Here is a 16,551-nt window from a genome sequence, read left to right as displayed (position 1 = left end):
TACCTTCAATCGGATGGTAAGGCGGGCTGATGCGGCCGATCGATCTGGCGCGGACACACGGGCTGTCGACTCAAGCGGTGCGCAACTATGAGGACGCAGGTCTGTTGCCGCCGGCCGCGCGGACGGCGTCGGGGTACCGGCGCTATTCCGAGCGTCACGCGCTCGCCCTGGACGCCTTCTTGGCACTGGTCCCTGGTCACGGTCACCCCGCTGCCCGCGCGATCATGGTCGCGGTCAACGCGGACCGACTCGACGACGCGCTCGACCTGATCGATCGAAGCCATGCCGCGCTCGTCTCGGCGCGCGGGATCGTCGATGCGGTCGAGACCACCCTGAGAGACATCACCGTCCAGTCGTGGGACGGTGCGCCGGTCTCGATCGGGCCGCTGGCCCATCAGTTGGGTCTGCAGCCGGCGACATTGCGCCGCTGGGAACGAGACGGGCTGTTGCAGCCCTTCCGCGACCACCAGAGTCACCGGATTTATGTGGCTGGTGACGTGCGCGACGCTCACCTCATCGGCCAGCTTCGACGGGCCGGTCATTCGATCGCCGACATCCGGCTGTTGCTCGACGAGCTTCGCGACACCCGTGACCCCGCCCAGGTCACCCGTGCGTTGGCCGATCGCCGGCAGGCTCTGAATGCTCGGTCCCGGGCGATGCTGGTCGCCGCGGCGGCGCTGAACCGCTATCTCGCTGCGCGGCCTGGACAGTACGACCTGAGCTGCGCCGCCACCGCCACCTAGTGCGACCGCTGAACGGTGGCCGGGCTCCCCGGCAGAACGCGGTCGAGCTGGCTGCGTGAGGTGATGCCGAGCTTCGCGAACACCTTGCGCAAGTGGTACTGGACGGTGTGTGCGCTGATGAACAGGCGGGTGCCGATCTCCGGGTTCGACAGCCCGTCGCGCGCCAGTCGGGCGATCTGGGCCTCCTGGGCGGTGAGTTCCTCGTGCCCCTCGACCGGGGCGCGTTTGTGGGCGGTCTCTCCGGTGGCCCGAAGTTCACGCCTGGCCCGCTCGGCGAACGCGGCTACGCCCATTGCCTCGAGCATGCCGAGAGCCGTGCGCAGTTGCTCGCGCGCCTCGCCGCGGCGACGCTCCCGGCGCAGCCATTCCCCGTACAGGAGGTGGGCGCGGGCGCGATCGACGCGGAGCCGGGTCTTCCCGAAGCGGGCGATCGACTCGCGGTACAGGCGCTCGGCCGCGTCGCCCTCACTCAGCAGAGCGTGCGACCGCGCCTGGGCCCCCAGCGCCCAGTCGGTGCCGCCGGCACCGGTCATCTCGGTGAGCCGGCGGCAGGCCGCGGTCGCGGTCTCCGTCATCCCGCATCGTGCGGAGGCCTCGATCAGCTCGACCAAGGACCAGCACAGCGCGGCAGGCTCCTTGTCGTATGCGGCGGCACGCCGGCCCGCGGACGCGGCCTTGTCGTAGTGGCCGAGGCCGTTGTTCAGCATGGCGTTCGCCCACTCGGCGAAGGTGATCCCGATGCCTTCCCCGCGCCTGGTCACGTCCTCGATGGTGGCCTCGACCAGCGCGGATGCCCCCGCCTCGTCGCCGCGCAACGCGGTTAGGCCCAGAGCACCGTAGGGCGCGAGGCCGCTTCCCGTCGCTTCCGTGACCGCCTGCAGTTCGTCCGTCAACGACGCCGCCGAGGTCAGGTCACCGGAGAGCAGAAGCGTGAAGGTGCGCGCGGTGAGGGCGAGCGGAAGCTCGCTGAGCGTGCCGGTCTCGCGCGCGAGCTGGACGTACCGGGCGGAGAGCACGTCGCAGCGATGGTCGTCCCAGATCCGCATCGCCGTGATGCACGCCAGAAACATCCGGCGCAGTTCCTCGTCGACGGACATACCGGCACCGAACCGGGTCAGGGCCCTCCGCAGTATCGGGACGCCCGCCGCGTACTCCGTATGAAGAGCCGCTGCCGTGCCGTCGAGAAGGAGATCGGGGGCACTCGGGTCGCGCCGCGGCCGAGGTGCCGCGCCGGCCGCGCGGGCCACCTCCACGACGTCAGCGCCGGGGTTGGCCAGCCGGCCTGCGAAGGTTGCGGCAAGCAGCGCGTCCAGATAGGTCGCGCGGGAAAGATCCACGTCGATGGGCTCGAGCCGCCTCGCTGCCTTCAGCAGCAGCGCCGCAGCGTCACTACCCCGGCTGGTGACGAACGCGAGCTGGGCCTTGATCACGTCGACACTCGCCTGCTGGACGTCGCTGAGCGGCCCGGATTCGGCCATGGCCAGCAGGTCCCGCGCCACGTCGAAGACGCCCGCCTGCATCTTGGCCTGCGCGGCGGCCAGCGCACGCCCGGCCCGTTGCGCCGGGTCGAGTGTCAGCGTTGCCGCCTGCCTCAGGAATGCGGCTGACGCGGCCAGGCCGCCGCGCGCCTGCGCCCGCCCGGCCGAGCGTTCGAGCTCGACCGCGATGTCCTCGTCCGGCCCTGGCGATGCCTGCGCCCGGTGCCAGGCACGCCGGTCGGGGTCGAGTTGCGGATCGGTGACCTCCGCCAGGGCACCGTGCGCCAGTTGCCTGTCCTGCGTCGACGCCGACTGATAGGCCGCCGAGCGGGCCAGTGGATGACGGAACCGGACACGCGTGTCGAACTCGGCCAGACCGGCGTCTGCCGCGGGTGCCGCTGCGTCGGCGCCGATCCCGAGGCGGCCGACGGCTCGCCACACGAGCGCCGGGTCGCCGGTCGGGTCCGCGGCCGCAAGTAGCAGCAGGCGCCGGGTCCGGTCCGGAAGCGCGCTGACGCGCCGGCGGAAGCTCTCCTCGATGCTGCCTTCGAGCGGTACGGCACCGGGGAGCCCGAATCCGCCGGCGAGTTCCGCGACGGTCAAGCCCTGCGGCAGCTCCAGGAGCGCCAACGGGTTGCCCCGCGTCTCGGCGACGATCTGGTCGCGCACCCGCCCGTCGATCGGCCCGGTCAGCACCGAATCCAGCAGCGCGCGGGCATCGGCCTCCCGCAGCCCCCGGACCACCAGCTCCGGTAGTCCCGCCAGGGCCCCGCCCGGCGCCCGGGCCGCGAAGACGAAGCCGACCGACTCCGCCCCCAGCCGGCGGGCGACGAACGCGAGGACCTGCGCCGATGCGTGGTCGAGCCACTGCTCGTCATCGACCAGGCACACCAGCGGCTGCTCCTCGGCAACATGGGACAGCAGGCTCAGCGCAGCCAGACCGATCAGGAACCGGTCCGGGGCCGGGCCGGCATTCATGCCGAACGCGGTGCGCAGTGCATCTCGCTGCGGCAGCGGCAGCGACTCCGGCCGATCCAGCATCGGCGCGCACAACTGGTGCATCCCGGCGAACGCCAGTTCCATCTCCGACTCGACGCCGGCGGCGCGCACCACCCTGCAGCCGGATGCGTGCCCGGCCAGGTAGTCCAACAGGGCCGTCTTGCCCACGCCCGGCTCGCCGTGCACCACCAGGGCTCGGCTCTCACCAGCGCGGACAGCCTCCACCAGCCGGTCGAGCACCTGACACTCAGTGTGGCGGCCGGCCAGTTCCGGGGTGCACCGCCACTTCGGCGAGCTTCCGGGCAGCTGCACGGGGGCCACGTTATCCGTGTGGCGGGTCCACTACCCATGACGACCAGCAACCAGGGGATACGACCCCGGCCCAGGCGGCTGGAAGCTCCACCCCGAGCGCCTGAAGCCCGTCAACCGAAGGCACAGCAGACGCCACTGTCCGTCACCGCTACGCCGCCGATGCACCAGCGAAGACCGCGGCTTCCTGAAAGGAACGCCCTCATGACCGGACTCCTGCACGACCAGACCGTGCTGGTCATCGGACGGGGCAGCGGGATGGCTCGCGCCGTCACCCTCGCTGCCCGTGACGCGGGAGCGCGCGTGATCGCCGCCGGCCGCAACCAGGACACCCTGGCCGCGGCCTACGCCGGCGAGCCATGCATCACCACCGAACGCGTCGACCTCACCGACGAGACCTCCATCGCCGCTCTCGGCGAACGGCTCGGCGCGGTCGACCACGTCGTGTCCACCGCGTCCGCGCGCGCACGCGGCCGAGTCGCCGACCTGGACCGGGATGCGATCCGGCTGTCGTTCGACACGAAGGTGATCGGCCCGCTCATGCTGGCCAAGCACCTGGCGCCCCTGATGACGGCCGACGGATCGATCGTGCTCTTCTCCGGCGTCGCCGCGTCGAAGATCGCAGTCGGGACGATGGGCGTTGCCATCACCAACGGCGCCGCCGACGTGCTGGCCCGCTCCCTGGCCTTGGAACTGGCCCCGATCCGCGTCAACGCCATCTCGCCCGGTGTGATCGACACCGGCGCCTGGGACGACTTCGGCGAGCAGGGCAAAGCCGACTACTTCGCCGACATCAGCGCCCGCAATCCCGTCCGGCGGATCGGGACCGTCGACGACATCGCGAACGGTGTCCTGTTCGCGCTGACCAGCCCCTTCCTCACCGGCCAGACGCTGCACATCGACGGCGGCGAGCCGTTGACCTGACACCTCCGCGCCCCGCGGGCTCTCCAGAAAGGGAAACGATGGGTCTGTCCTGGCAGCAAGGGCCGCTCGCCCCGGGCGCGATCGGCCGGTTCCTCGTGCCTGATCCGCTACCCGCGCGGCTGCTGTTCGCCGAGCCGTTGCGCCGCCGTATGCGTGTCCGGTTCGGCGGCGCCTGGGTGGCCGACAGCGAGGACGTCGTGCTGCTGCACGAGCCCGGCCGCTACCCGGTGGCCTACTTTCCGCTCGGCGACATCACCGATGGTGTGCTTCAGCCCAGCACGCACACCACCCGGCACGCGGATCTCGGGGCAACGACCTGGTACACCGTCGAAGCAGGTGGGCAGAGCAAACCACGCGCCGCATGGCAGCACACGGAACTCGCTGCCCACGCGAGCGACCTGAAAGACCGGGTCGCGTTCGCGTGGAGGGCCATGGACGCCTTCTACGAGGAAGACGAGCGCATCGTCGGTCACGCAGCCGACAGCTACCACCGCATCGACATCCGCCAGACCAGCCGGCATCTCGTCGTCCGCCACGGCGACCGAGTCATCGCCGACACCAGCCATCCCCTGGCCCTGTACGAGTCCGGGTTCGCGCCCCGCTGGTACGTCCCGCGCGCGGACGTCGACGAATCTGCGCTCACTCCCGCATCGGGCCAGACGTTCTGCCCCTACAAGGGCCTGGCCAGCTACTACGACATCGACGACGCACACGGCGCAGCCTGGTCCTACCTGGACGCCTGGCCCGGGGTCAGACGCATTTCCGGCCTGGTCTCGTTCGAGCCGGACAAGGTCGAGGTGCACCTCGACGGCTCCCGGCTCCGGCTCGAACCCGGCCAGTCCGTGATCGCGCACGGCGTCGACCGCGACCTCACCACCGACGAGGTGTTCACCGGGCAGAACCTGGCAGGTGCCTGATGGAGTACCACCTCGACGTGGTCACCCTGCCCGTGAGCGACGTCGACCGGGCTGCCGCCTTCTACATCGAGAAGGTCGGCTTCACTCTCGACGTCGACTATCACCCCAGCAGCGACTTCCGCGTCGTGCAGCTGACACCCCCGGGCTCGGCCTGCTCGATCCAGATCGGCACCGGGCTCACCGAGGCCCCACCGGGATCGACGCGCAGCACCTACCTGGTCGTCACCGACATCGAGGCAGCCCATCGCGAACTCAGCGGACGCGGTGTGGATGTCAGCGACCTCCGGCACAAGGCCCCGATCGAAGACTGGAAGGGCGGCTGGCAACCCGGTCCCGACCCCGAACACCGGGACTACGCCAGCTTCGCCGACTTCACCGACCCGGACGGCAACACCTGGGTGCTTCAGGAGATCGGCTGTCGCCGGCGCGAGGGCGCGTAGCACGCGGCTGCGGATGGAAGCGGCTGCTCAGTCCTGTGCCAGGGAGGAGACCGGGGATGGCTCAGAAACCGAGCACTCCGCACCGACTGCACCTGTTCTCGGACGCCGTGTTCGCGGTGCTCATCACAGTTCTCGTACTCGATCTGAGGCCACCGGCGGAGCACTCCTTCGCGGCACTCCTGTCGCTGTGGCCGACAGGGGTCAGTTACGCGGTCAGCTACCTCTTCATCGCGATCGTGTGGGCCAACCACCACCACCTGATGGGCTTCGCGCAAACATCGACACCGCGACTGGTGTGGGCGAACTTCGCCCATCTCTTCACGGTCTCACTCGTGCCGTTCTCCACGGCGTGGGTCGCCGACTCCAGGTTGGCGCCGTCGCCCGTCAGCCTCTACGCAGCCATCTTCTTCCTGGTGGATGCGACGTATCTGGGTCTGTACTGGGAGGCATTGGACCGGCCGAAGTTGGGCGATCCGGCCCTGCGCCACATAGTTCGAACGCGGTCCTGGGTGACCCTGGGTCTCTTCGCAGCAGCAACTGTCGTTGCATTATTCGCTCCGGTAGTAGGCATGGCACTGATCTGCTTCTGCTTGGTCCTCTACATCCGGCCTGAACCCCGATTGCCAGCCGTCAAGAGCTAGATCACTTCATGGGTCGCATCCAGGCCCTCTCGGTCATCCCACACAAGGCCTCGACCCCAGGCGTTCCTTCTCCACCCTGGCGACCACGACCGCCACACCAGGGACACAACCGGGGCCTTCACGGGCGCAAGCCGCGCCGGTCCACGGCATGATTCGCAAGCGCCACAGTTGCATTCCAGAGGGTGCAATGCAACCGGGAAGTTGTTGCGAGCAACACATCACATGGAACGGAGCCGACATGGGCAGACTCGACGGCAAGATTGCATTCATCACGGGAGCAGCGCGCGGCCAAGGCAGGTCGCACGCCGTCCGTTTCGCCGAGGAAGGCGCAGACATCATTGCGTTCGATATCTGCAACCAGGTGGAGACAGCACCCTACCCGATGTCCACGCCGAACGACCTGACTTACACCGTTGAGCTCGTCGAATCGCTGAACCGGCGGATCATCGCACGCCAGGGCGACACACGAGACGGAGCGCGGATCCAAGAGGTGGTGGACGAGGGGCTTGCAAAGTTCGGCGCAATCGACATTGCGGTCGCCAATGCCGGGATAGCCGGCGTCGGATGTCTCTGGGAATTGGACGAGAGGTCCTGGCGAGACGTCGTCGAGATCAACCTCAGCGGGACATGGAAGACGATGAAGGCAGTAGCGCCCGCAATGATCGAACGCCGCCAGGGCTCCATCATCGTCACCGGGTCGACAGGCAGCATCGCAGCCCTACCTCGACTCGGCCACTATACGGCGGCGAAGCACGGCGTCATCGGATTGGTGAAGGCCTTCGCCGTAGAGCTGGCGCCGTACAGAGTCCGTGCCAACGCAGTAAATCCCGGGAACGTGAATTCGCCGATGATCAACAATCTCGCCGCCCGGGCGGCTTTCACCGGCTCAGCGGATATCACGGCCGAGCAGTTCTCCGCGGCGATGCAGGCCAACAACGCGCTGCCGGTTCCGTGGGTCGAGGTGCGAGACGTCTCCAATGCCATGCTCTACCTCGCCTCGGACGAGTCCAGGTTCGTCACGGGAACGCAGCACGTCGTCGATGCCGGAAGCCTGCTACCAGTGAAAGTTCCACAGCATTAATGAATACAGCACACAAATCACAGGAAGGGTGGAAAGTGGGCAAGTTGTCGGGAAAAGTAGCCCTGATCTCGGGAGGCGCTCGTGGCCAGGGGCGCTCGCATGCCAAGCACTTTGCCCTGGAAGGCGCGGACGTCGTGGTGTTCGACGTGTGTTCAGACACCGCGACGGCTCCCTATCCGATGGCCACGGACGAGGATCTGGCTGAGACGGTGAGACTGGTCGAGTCTCTGGATCGACGGATCATCGCGCGGCGGGCAGACGTCCGGGACAGCGCTCAGATCGACGCTGTCGTGGCCGAAGCGCTCGAAGAGTTCGGCCACATAGACATCGTGGTGGCCAATGCCGGGATAGAAAACTTTGCTCCGGCGTGGGAGCTGCGTGAGGCGGCATGGGACGACGTCATCGACGTCAACCTGAGTGGGGTGTGGCGCACTGTCAAGGCCGCCTTGCCCGCGATGCTGAAGCGGCGCCGCGGCGGCTCCATCGTTCTGACCAGCTCGTTCGCCGGCTTGCACGCTCTGCCGAACATGGCCCACTACAACGCGGCGAAGCACGGCGTGACGGGGCTGGCAAAGGCTTTCGCCGTGGAGCTGGCGCCGCACGGCATAAGGGTGAACTCGGTGCACCCGGCAACCGTGCGCACACCGATGATCGACAACGAGTACTTCATCGACTTCGTGGTCGGCTCCACTGGCCGGACGCTTGCTGACGTCGCGCTCCGGATGCAACACCTGTATGCCTTGCCCGTGCCGTGGTTGGAGGTCGAGGACGTCAGCAAGGCACTTGTCTTTCTGGCCTCGGACGACACGCGGCACATCACCGGCATCGCGCTGCCGATCGACGCCGGTGGCCGAGCGCCGTTCAGACTGCCGCATCTTCCCGCTGCCACGTCGGCCACAGCGATCTGAGTGCTCCGGGGCTTGTCCGGCCCACCCTCGTTTCCTTCCTCGATCGGCCTGCGATCTGCACGGTCGACTCTCGTGCTCCGCCACAGCGCCTATGACGGCACCACCGGCCACACCACGGGAGAGTCCGTCCGACCAGGGAGGTGCCACGTGCATTCACGGGTGCAGCCCGGCGCTCACGGCGCGACAGTTGGGCCTGGCTACCGGCGGCGCACGACCGAGAATCCGCGGCAGGGTCGCCGCGCTGACGGAAGCCCAACAGCACGGCGAAAGCCCATGCGCGCAACCGACCTCCCTTCACCTTTCCCGAAGGAGCATTTGCAGCGTGTCTCACCACCTGGATTCCGAGTTGTCTCGCAGGGACAACCGGCTCGACCTCACCGACCATTACGTCTTCCGCGGCGAGACCGGCACGGTCTTCGTCATGGATGTGAACTCCTCGCTGGCGACGGACGCGCCCCTCGGGTGGCACCCGGAGGCCCGCTACGAGTTCAAGATCCACGCCAGCGGTGGCGAGCTGGAAGATCTCACCTACCGGCTCAGCTTCGGCCCGTGGGACGCCGACGGCGGCCAGTCCGTGTCACTCCGTGTCCTCACCGGTTCCCAGGCTCGGGACGACGCCGCAGAAGGCGAGCTGCTCGCCGAGGGCCGAACGGGCGCCGTCATCACCGGGCCGGCCGGACTGCGGTTATGGACCGGCCGCGCTGCGGACCCGTTCTACGTCGACCTCACGCAGGTCTTCGCCATCAACGCCGCCGTCACGAGGGGCGCGGAGATCGAACTTCCAGGCTGGCGCCCCGACATCGCGCAGAGCAGTTTCGCCGGCTCGTTCATCCACTCCATCGTGCTCGAGATCGCCGACGACGACCCGCACCTGGGCGTCGACCGGAACATCGGGGTCTGGAGCGTCACCAAGCTGGCCACCGACGCCGGTGGCTGGCGACAGATCAATCGCGAGGGCCACCCCATGATCTGGCCGATCTTCCGCCCCGACGACGGCGAGGCCGCCAGCACGACGAACGAGACGCATCCGGCCGACGAACTGCCTGCCGAGAGCGAACACATCGCGAAGCTCGTCGCGGGCGTGGTGCGGGCGAACGGAACGGCCGGCGACCCCGAGGCCCACGGAAGATCGGTGGCACGACGGCTGCTGCCCGACGTGTTGTGCCCTATCGGACCGGCACGTCCGCCGAGTTCGGGTTCTCCGACATGAACGGTCGCGACCTGGCCGACAACGCACCTGAGGTGATGTTCTCGCTCGTCCTCAACTCTGCTGTCAGCACCGGTCTCACCTCGGGGCAGTTCGCGCGCACACGGAGCGCGGCTTTTCCCTACGTCGTGGCCGCCCCGGCCGAGTGACGGCCGCACCATGACCACACCTGCTACTGCACCGACGCAGTTCACCGCTCCCAACCTCTACATCGAGGCCGGCAACGGGATCACCTATGCCTACCGCCGCTTCGGCAGCACCGGGCCCGAGATGACACCGCTGCTGTTCCTGCAGCACTTCCGCGGCAACCTCGACAACTGGGATCCACTGCTCATCGACGCCATCGCGGCCGAACGTGAGGTGATCCTGCTCGACAACACCGGGGTGGGCGGATCCTCAGGACGAACACCGAACAGCGTCACAGCGATGGCGCACGACGCACTCGCCTTCGTCGACGCTCTCGGCCTGCGCACACTCGACATCCTCGGCTTCTCCCTCGGTGGGTTCGTCGCTCAGGAACTCACGCTCATCAGGCCGCACCTCGTGAACCGGCTCGTCCTTGCCGGCACCGGCCCGCAAGGAGGCGAGCAGATGCACGGCTTCACCTCAGACGTCCTGGACGCGGCCACACGCGACGAGCCCACGGGCGAGGACTTCGTCTCCCTCTTCTTCGAGCGCACCCCCACGAGCATCGGCAAAGGCTGGGAGTTCGTCGACCGCATCTGCAGCCGGACGCAGGACCGCGACGCGCCGACCAGCCTCCAGACCCGGGACGCCCAACTCGACGCGATCACCACCTGGGGAATACCCGACCCCACCCGCCTGCACCGGCTCTCGGGGATCACACATCCCACACTGGTGGCGAACGGCGACCACGACATCCTCATACCGACGAGGAACAGCAGGCTACTGGCCTCGAACCTGCCCAACGCCGCACTGTCGATCTACCCAGGCGCAGGCCACGGGTTCCTCTTCCAGCACCCGGAGGAGTTCGCGGCGGAGGTCAACGCCTTCCTGGACTGAGGTCGGCGCCGACGTCCGGAATTCACGGGTGCCCGATGTACGGCGCAGGAACCCAGCTGAATCCGTTCTGTTCGGCGCGAACGTGACCAAGCCCTGGGAACGAGAGATGAGCGCCACCGACAAGATATCCTTGTTTCGGGGCATCGCCCAGCATCCGCATTCTTGACGCCACCGCCTGCGCCGGATCCACGTCGTATTCAACAGTGATCGACGGATCCCGGAACTGGACCTCGGCGGCGTGCACGATATCGCCCCACAGCAGCATGCGCTCGCCCCGGCTTTCCACCAGGTAGCCCGTCAGTCCAGGCGTATGCCCGGGCTCGGGCACCGTGCGAATGCCCGGGAACAGCTCTGTCTCGCCGTCGAAGGTCCGGAGCCGGTCGGCCTGAATGTACGGGTCGAGGGTTTGCCTCGACTGTACGAACGTCATTTTGCGATCCGCCGGCGCGCCGGCCTCGGCTGCGGAGGAGAGCCAGTAGTCCGGATCATCCTTGTCGACATAGACCCTCGCGTTCGGGAACACGGCCTTGCCCCCGATGCTCAGGCCACCTGAGTGGTCACCGTGGATGTGCGTGAGCAGAATCGTGTCGACGTCTTCGGGTCGGTAGCCCGCAGCGCGCAGATTGTCGACCAGCTTCCCGGACGTCGCCCCGAACAGCTCGCCTGCACCGGTGTCGACCAGGATCTTCTGCGCGCCCGTGTCAACCAGGAAGCAGTTGATCGACAGCTCCGTCGGTAGCGCTTCATGCGACGCCTCGAAGGCCGCCCTGACATCGTCAGGCTTGCTCATGATCATAGGAAGGTCGCGAGGCGCCGTGCCATCCGACAGGACTGTGATCCGGAAATCGCCGAGCCTCAACCGGTAGAAGCCGGGAGCCTGCTGGTCCACCCATCCGGACGTTGCGGCACCCTGGTCGGCTGGGGCCGCGCAGGCCGCAGGTGCCATGGCGACAGTCACGGCGACGATGAGCAGAGCTCCCTTGCGCAACACCATTGTTCGTCTCACGTCGACTCCTTTCCCTGAGGGCGAGACATGATTGAAAGCGCCTATCCGCGCGATTTCCGGTTCATCTTCCGGCGGCACAGGATCGATGGCGCCCGTGGACACCCCGGTCACGTCCCCGGGGTGGGGCGCACCGCAGTCGAGACACCGGCCCCGGAATCGCCGCGCGAGCTAACCCCGGCAGGCCCGTATGGCGACGCGCAGTAGCTCCTCGGCGGCGCCGACAAGTTTCCGGCCCTCCGGCCACACCGCACGCAGAGTCCGGTGCAGGTCGACACCCGCAATGGCGACCTCGACGAGCTGGCCTGCGGAGATGTCCGATTGCACGGTGATCGCGCTCAGCACTGCCGGCGCCACACCCGCGATGACCGCGCTGCGTGCGGCGGCGTTCGAGTCGAGCTCGAGCAGGGGCCGAGCCGTGCGGAGATCGGCCCTCTCCAGCATGCGGTCGAGGGTTTCCCGTGTGCCGGATCCCAGTTCACGCACGATGAGCGGGGTCTGCGCGAGCTCCGCCAACTCGACGACGTGCCTGCGCTGCGCCCATGGATGCCCTGGGTGAACGACGATCGCCAACCTGTCCTTCGCCACCTGTTGCGAGCTCAGCCGTGCGGGGACCGTGGGAGCTTCGATGAAACCGATACCGATCTCGCCGCGCAGAGCCAGGTCGGCGACGTGCTCGGAGTTCGTGACCCTGAGGCTCGCGTGGAGCCCAGGCGTTCGCCGCTGCAACGCGCCGATCCAGCCCGGTACGAAATGCTCCGCGAGCGTCATGCTGGCGGCGATGCGCAGGTCGTTGGCACGGTCGGCGCGGAGTGCCGCGACGCCGACCATGAGTTCGTCCACCTCGGCGAGGACCCGCTGGGCCCACTGGGTCACTGCACGCCCCTCCGAGGTGAGGTGTGAGCCCCGGCGACTCCGATCGACGAGGGTGAGATGCAGGCGGCGCTCCAGTGCAGCCAGTCGTTTGCTCGCAGCCGGCTGGCTCGTCCTCAGCCGCCCCGCCGCTTGACCGAGGCTGCCGAGTTCGCCGACCAGCACGAGCAGCTTGAGGCTCTCGAGATCCGGAACGGTCTCGCTCATAACCAGATGGTAGGAGGTAATTCCCGATTGCGGTCTACCCCCGGCTCTCCAAATTCCTGATCCTTGAACACGCCGTTAAGCCAATGAACAGCAAGGTGCACAGCTCGAGAGCGCCTGAGTCGACTCGCCGGCGAACCGATCATTTCTGGAACTGTGCCCGGGTGCAGAATCCGGACAACATGGAGGAAGCCTCGTCATGTCTGCGCCCAACTCCCCCGGACCCGGCACCGCAGCCGGATGACAGGCGAGCCACTGATTCCACTCGGCCACGGCTCGCGGCCTGTCGATCTCGGCGTCGGGAGTTCCGATCGACCACACCGCGTGCTCACCGGGCGGCTCGACAACGGCGGGCGCCGGTCGCGGCGCCACCATGAGTTGTCGGGCAGGCGTGATGAGTGTGGAGTGCTCGATCGACTGGTGGCCGGCGTGCGGGCCGGTCAGAGCCTGGCGATGGTGCTGTGCGGCGAGCCCGGGGTGGGTAAGACCGCGCTGCTGGAGCACGTGGTCGAGCAGGTCACGGGATTCCGGGTGGCGCGGGCCGCGGGTGTGCAGCCGGAGACGGACCTGACCTTCGCCGGCCTGCATCGGTTGTGCGCGCCGATGCTGCGCTGGGCAGAGGTCCTTCCCGTTCATCAGCGCGATGCTTTACAGGCGGCGCTCGGGATGCGCGGTGAGCCGGGGCCGAATCGTTTCCTGGTCGGCCTGGCGGTAGAGGGCCTGCTGACCGAGGTCGCCAGGGAACGGCCGCTTCTTCTCGTCGTGGACGACGCTCAGTGGCTCGATCGCGCCTCCCTGCAGGCACTGACGTTCGCCGCACGTCGACTGGAATCGCAACCGGTGGCCCTGATCCTCGCGACGCGCGAGCCCGCTTGCACACCCGAGTTGACGGGCCTGCGCAAGTTGGTGGTCGCCGGACTGCCCGACGCCGAGGCGCGGGCATTGGTGCGCTCGTTCCACCGCGGACCGTCGGACGACCAGGTGCTCGACCGACTCGTCGCCGAGACGCGGGGGAACCCGGCGGCATTGCTGGGACTGACGCCTGCGGAGTTGGCCGGCGGGTCGGGATCGCCTGGGGCACAGGCTCTCCCGAGGTGGGTCGAGAAGGAGTACCTGCAGAGTCTGCCGGCGTCGCTTCCGGCCGCGACGCGCCGGCTGGTCCTGATCGCGGCGGCGGAGCCGCTCGGTGACCCCGTGCTCTTGTGGCGGGCGGGCGCCCGGTTGGAGATCGGTGTCGAGGCGGTGGAGCCGGCGGCCGCAGCCGGGCTGCTCGAGGTCGGCGCCCATGTGCGGTTCCAGCACCCGCTGCACCGCTCGGTCGTCTACCAGGCGGCATCGGTGCTGGAACGGCGCATCGCGCACCGGGCACTGGCAGAGGTCACCGACCCGGTCGCGGATCCTGATCGACGTGCCTGGCACCGGGCGCAAGCCGCAGCCCAGCCCGACGAGGAGGTCGTCGGGGACTTGCAGCGGACAGCGGCGCTGGCGCGGGCCCGCGGCGGACCGGCCGCGGCGGCCGCGTTCCTGCAACGGGCAGCCGAGCTGACACCGCCGGAGCGGGCGCGCCGCGCTGAGCGCGCTCTGGTTGCGGCACAGGCCGCGCATCGGGCCGGCAAGCCCGACGCGGCCCTGCGAATGCTCTCGCTGGCAGAAGTGGACCCGTTGGACGAGCCGCAGCGGGCCCGGTTGGAACTCCTGCGCGCACAGATCACGTTTGCCGTGAACCCGGGCAGCGAGGCACCACCGCTATTGCTCAGGGCCGCCCGACAACTCGAACCACTCGATGTCCAACTGGCCCGCGAGACCTACCTGGATGCGCTCTCCGCGGCCATGATCGCGAGCCCGTTGGCCGGCGTGCGCGAGGTCGCCGAGGCCGCACGTTCCGCGCCGCCCTCGGCGCTGCCGTCGCGCGCGACCGATCTTCTCCTCGACGGCCTCGCGACGCGTTACACCGACGGATACACGGCGGGGCTGCCGACGTTGAAGCGGGCCCTCGACGCCGTGCTCAGCCACGACATCTCCCGCCGCGACGGACTGCGCCTGCCCTGGCCCGCCCACATCACCGCCGTGAATCTCTGGGACGACGAAGCGCTGGAGATGGTCGCCACCCGCTGTCTCCAGGTCGCCCGGGACGCCGGGGCGTCCACCACGCTCCCCCTCGTCCTGAACTCACGCATCGCCACACACGTGCTCGTCGGCGAGCTCGCTGCAGCCGCGCCGTTGCTCGACGAGCTGGACGCGGTCACCGAGGCGACCGGGAGTCCCCTCACCCCCTATGGCGCCGTGCTGCTTGCAGCCTGGCACGGTCGGGAATCCGAGGCCTGCGAACTCATCGGGAGCACCGTCACCGACGCCCTGCGACGAGGAGAAGGCTTCGGACTGATCGTCAGCTACAGGGCCAAAGCGTTGCTCTGCAACAGCCTGGGCCGGTACGAGGACGCACTTGCCGCGGCCGAGCACGCCGAGAACGTGTGCCCGCAGGCGTCGGGCATGCCCACCTGGGGGACGCTGATCGAGCTCATCGAGGCGGCCGGCCGCAGCGCGATGCCCGAGCACGCTTCCGCGGCATATCAGCGACTCGCGGAAGCGACCGACGCGAGCGGTACGGAATGGGCGCTGGGCATCCAGGCCCGCTCCCGCGCTCTGCTGAGCAACGGTAAGGCTGCCGAGGAGGCATACCGCGAGTCGATCGCCCGCCTCGGCCGCACACGCATCCGCGGCGAACTCGCCCGCGCACACCTCCTGTACGGCGAGTGGCTTCGCCGCGCGAACTCTCGGCTGAGAGCGCGTGAGCAACTGCGTATCGCCTTCCGCATGTTCACAGCCATGGATATGGAAGCGTTCGCCCGCCGCGCTACTCGGGAGCTGCAGGCCGCCGGCCAACGCAGCCGCAGACGGACCGTCGAGAAGGATGGCGAACTCACGAGTCAGGAGATGCAGATCGTCGGCCTCGTGCGGGAGGGCCTCTCGAACCCCGAGATCGCGGCCCGGCTGTTTCTCAGCCCGCGCACCGTCGAGTGGCACCTGCACAAGATCTTCGGCAAGCTCCACATCACCTCACGCGTACAGCTCTATCGCTGAATCGGGCTTCCCTCCCGCCACACGCGGCGGTGGTCCCTCACGCTCCTACCGGAATCCACGGCGACACCCGATCCCGGTCGAGGAGATCAGGCCGCCCCAGAGAACCCAGCATGCTGTGCACAGCGACCTCGGCATCCCGGGTCCAGTCATGACACTGCTGCTTGGACCGGCACAGCATCGGCGCACGGCTCCGTGCGGCGGCGACGATCACCTCGGCATCGGCCCTGACCTGCTCGTTCTCGGTTGCTGGGTCACGAAGCTGCATGCCCGCCGAGGCAACGATCGCCGCGACATCGGACAGGCGGGTCCGCAGCCAGTCCCACGGCGCGGCCTTGACCGCCTCGTCCCAGTGACGCTCACTTGGCTCGACCCCCACGAAGTGCGGGTGAAAGTGCGCCGCCTCGAACGCTCCGGGGCTGCCGTCGAGACGATCGAACAGGTCCGCCCGCCACACGGGTTGATCGACCACGATCACCTGGGCGGCCGACTCGGAACCACGGCGCGGTTGAGGGGCCAACAGCCGGATCTCGACGCGCGCACCGTGCTCCATGTGGCTGTCGGCGAGGTCGATCTCGAACCAGTGCCGTACGAGAACGGCAACCTCGTTGAAGACGAAGGCATGCTGCACGTGCTGCTCCTGTCAGTTCGCCGGATTCCGGGTTGCGCATACCTGCCTACCTCCCCGCCAGGCCCGTGACCAGTAGCGCGTGATCAGGATCG

Annotated in this window: 15 protein-coding genes; 11 read left to right on the top strand and 4 right to left on the bottom strand. The window is 68.4% G+C overall.

The window, feature by feature from the left end:
• The first annotated feature begins 29 nt into the window (after positions 1-29).
• Positions 30-743 carry a MerR family transcriptional regulator gene (locus ABD743_RS19580; RefSeq protein WP_344723558.1) on the top strand — a complete coding sequence of 238 codons (714 nt, stop codon included), beginning with the start codon at positions 30-32 and terminating at the stop codon, positions 741-743.
• Here ABD743_RS19580 and ABD743_RS19575 read toward each other — a convergent pair.
• Positions 740-3,532 (bottom strand): ATP-binding protein, encoded by a 2,793-nt coding sequence (locus tag ABD743_RS19575; protein WP_344723557.1) that lies wholly within the window; start codon positions 3,530-3,532, stop codon positions 740-742. The two genes, ABD743_RS19580 and ABD743_RS19575, sit on opposite strands and share 4 nt — an antisense overlap.
• A 201-nt stretch (positions 3,533-3,733) precedes the next feature.
• Between ABD743_RS19575 and ABD743_RS19570 the strand changes: the two genes are divergently transcribed.
• The 9 genes from ABD743_RS19570 to ABD743_RS19530 all read left to right on the top strand — a co-directional run bounded on the left by ABD743_RS19570 (position 3,734) and on the right by ABD743_RS19530 (position 10,670).
• Entirely contained in the window at positions 3,734-4,453 is a 720-nt protein-coding gene (locus tag ABD743_RS19570; protein ID WP_344723556.1) for an SDR family oxidoreductase, read from the top strand.
• Positions 4,454-4,491: 38 nt separating this feature from the next.
• A complete protein-coding gene (locus ABD743_RS19565; protein WP_344723555.1) occupies positions 4,492-5,370 on the top strand; it encodes a DUF427 domain-containing protein in 879 nt (292 codons plus the stop codon).
• Positions 5,370-5,810: a VOC family protein gene (locus tag ABD743_RS19560; RefSeq protein WP_344723554.1), complete on the top strand. Its 441-nt coding sequence runs from the start codon at positions 5,370-5,372 to the stop codon at positions 5,808-5,810. Before ABD743_RS19565 ends, ABD743_RS19560 begins: the two co-directional genes overlap by 1 nt.
• A 56-nt stretch (positions 5,811-5,866) precedes the next feature.
• Positions 5,867-6,451: a TMEM175 family protein gene (locus ABD743_RS19555; RefSeq protein WP_344723553.1), complete on the top strand. Its 585-nt coding sequence runs from the start codon at positions 5,867-5,869 to the stop codon at positions 6,449-6,451.
• A 238-nt stretch (positions 6,452-6,689) separates the two neighbouring features.
• Positions 6,690-7,532, top strand: coding sequence for a mycofactocin-coupled SDR family oxidoreductase (locus tag ABD743_RS19550; protein WP_344723552.1), 843 nt, complete (start codon positions 6,690-6,692; stop codon positions 7,530-7,532).
• Between the two features lie 35 nt (positions 7,533-7,567).
• A complete protein-coding gene (locus ABD743_RS19545) occupies positions 7,568-8,440 on the top strand; it encodes a mycofactocin-coupled SDR family oxidoreductase (protein WP_344723551.1) in 873 nt (290 codons plus the stop codon).
• Between the two features lie 322 nt (positions 8,441-8,762).
• Positions 8,763-9,650: a DUF4331 family protein gene (locus tag ABD743_RS19540; protein ID WP_344723549.1), complete on the top strand. Its 888-nt coding sequence runs from the start codon at positions 8,763-8,765 to the stop codon at positions 9,648-9,650.
• A complete protein-coding gene (locus ABD743_RS19535) occupies positions 9,647-9,796 on the top strand; it encodes a hypothetical protein (protein ID WP_344723548.1) in 150 nt (49 codons plus the stop codon). Before ABD743_RS19540 ends, ABD743_RS19535 begins: the two co-directional genes overlap by 4 nt.
• Before the next feature lie 10 nt (positions 9,797-9,806).
• Positions 9,807-10,670, top strand: coding sequence for an alpha/beta fold hydrolase (locus ABD743_RS19530; RefSeq protein WP_344723547.1), 864 nt, complete (start codon positions 9,807-9,809; stop codon positions 10,668-10,670).
• A gap of 22 nt (positions 10,671-10,692) precedes the next feature.
• On the opposite strand, the gene ABD743_RS19525 is transcribed toward ABD743_RS19530, so the two are convergent.
• Positions 10,693-11,787, bottom strand: coding sequence for an MBL fold metallo-hydrolase (locus ABD743_RS19525; RefSeq protein ID WP_344723546.1), 1,095 nt, complete (start codon positions 11,785-11,787; stop codon positions 10,693-10,695).
• 57 nt (positions 11,788-11,844) lie between these two features.
• Complete coding sequence (locus tag ABD743_RS19520; RefSeq protein WP_344723545.1) at positions 11,845-12,753, bottom strand: LysR family transcriptional regulator; 909 nt, start codon at positions 12,751-12,753, stop codon at positions 11,845-11,847.
• A 321-nt stretch (positions 12,754-13,074) separates the two neighbouring features.
• On the opposite strand from ABD743_RS19520, the gene ABD743_RS19515 reads away from it, so the two are divergent.
• The gene (locus ABD743_RS19515; RefSeq protein WP_344723597.1) at positions 13,075-15,831 is read left to right on the top strand and encodes an AAA family ATPase; all 2,757 of its coding nucleotides are present in this window, start codon (positions 13,075-13,077) and stop codon (positions 15,829-15,831) included.
• 37 nt (positions 15,832-15,868) lie between these two features.
• Here the strand turns inward: ABD743_RS19515 and ABD743_RS19510 are convergent, their stop codons facing one another.
• Complete coding sequence (locus ABD743_RS19510; protein ID WP_344723544.1) at positions 15,869-16,459, bottom strand: hypothetical protein; 591 nt, start codon at positions 16,457-16,459, stop codon at positions 15,869-15,871.
• Between the last annotated feature and the right edge of the window lie 92 nt (positions 16,460-16,551).

It is taken from the genome of Pseudonocardia yunnanensis, from assembly GCF_039534065.1.
GTDB lineage: Bacteria > Actinomycetota > Actinomycetes > Mycobacteriales > Pseudonocardiaceae > Pseudonocardia > Pseudonocardia yunnanensis.
The sequence above is the reverse complement of the archived record's forward strand: the minus strand, read 5'-3'. Positions and strand labels throughout refer to the sequence as shown.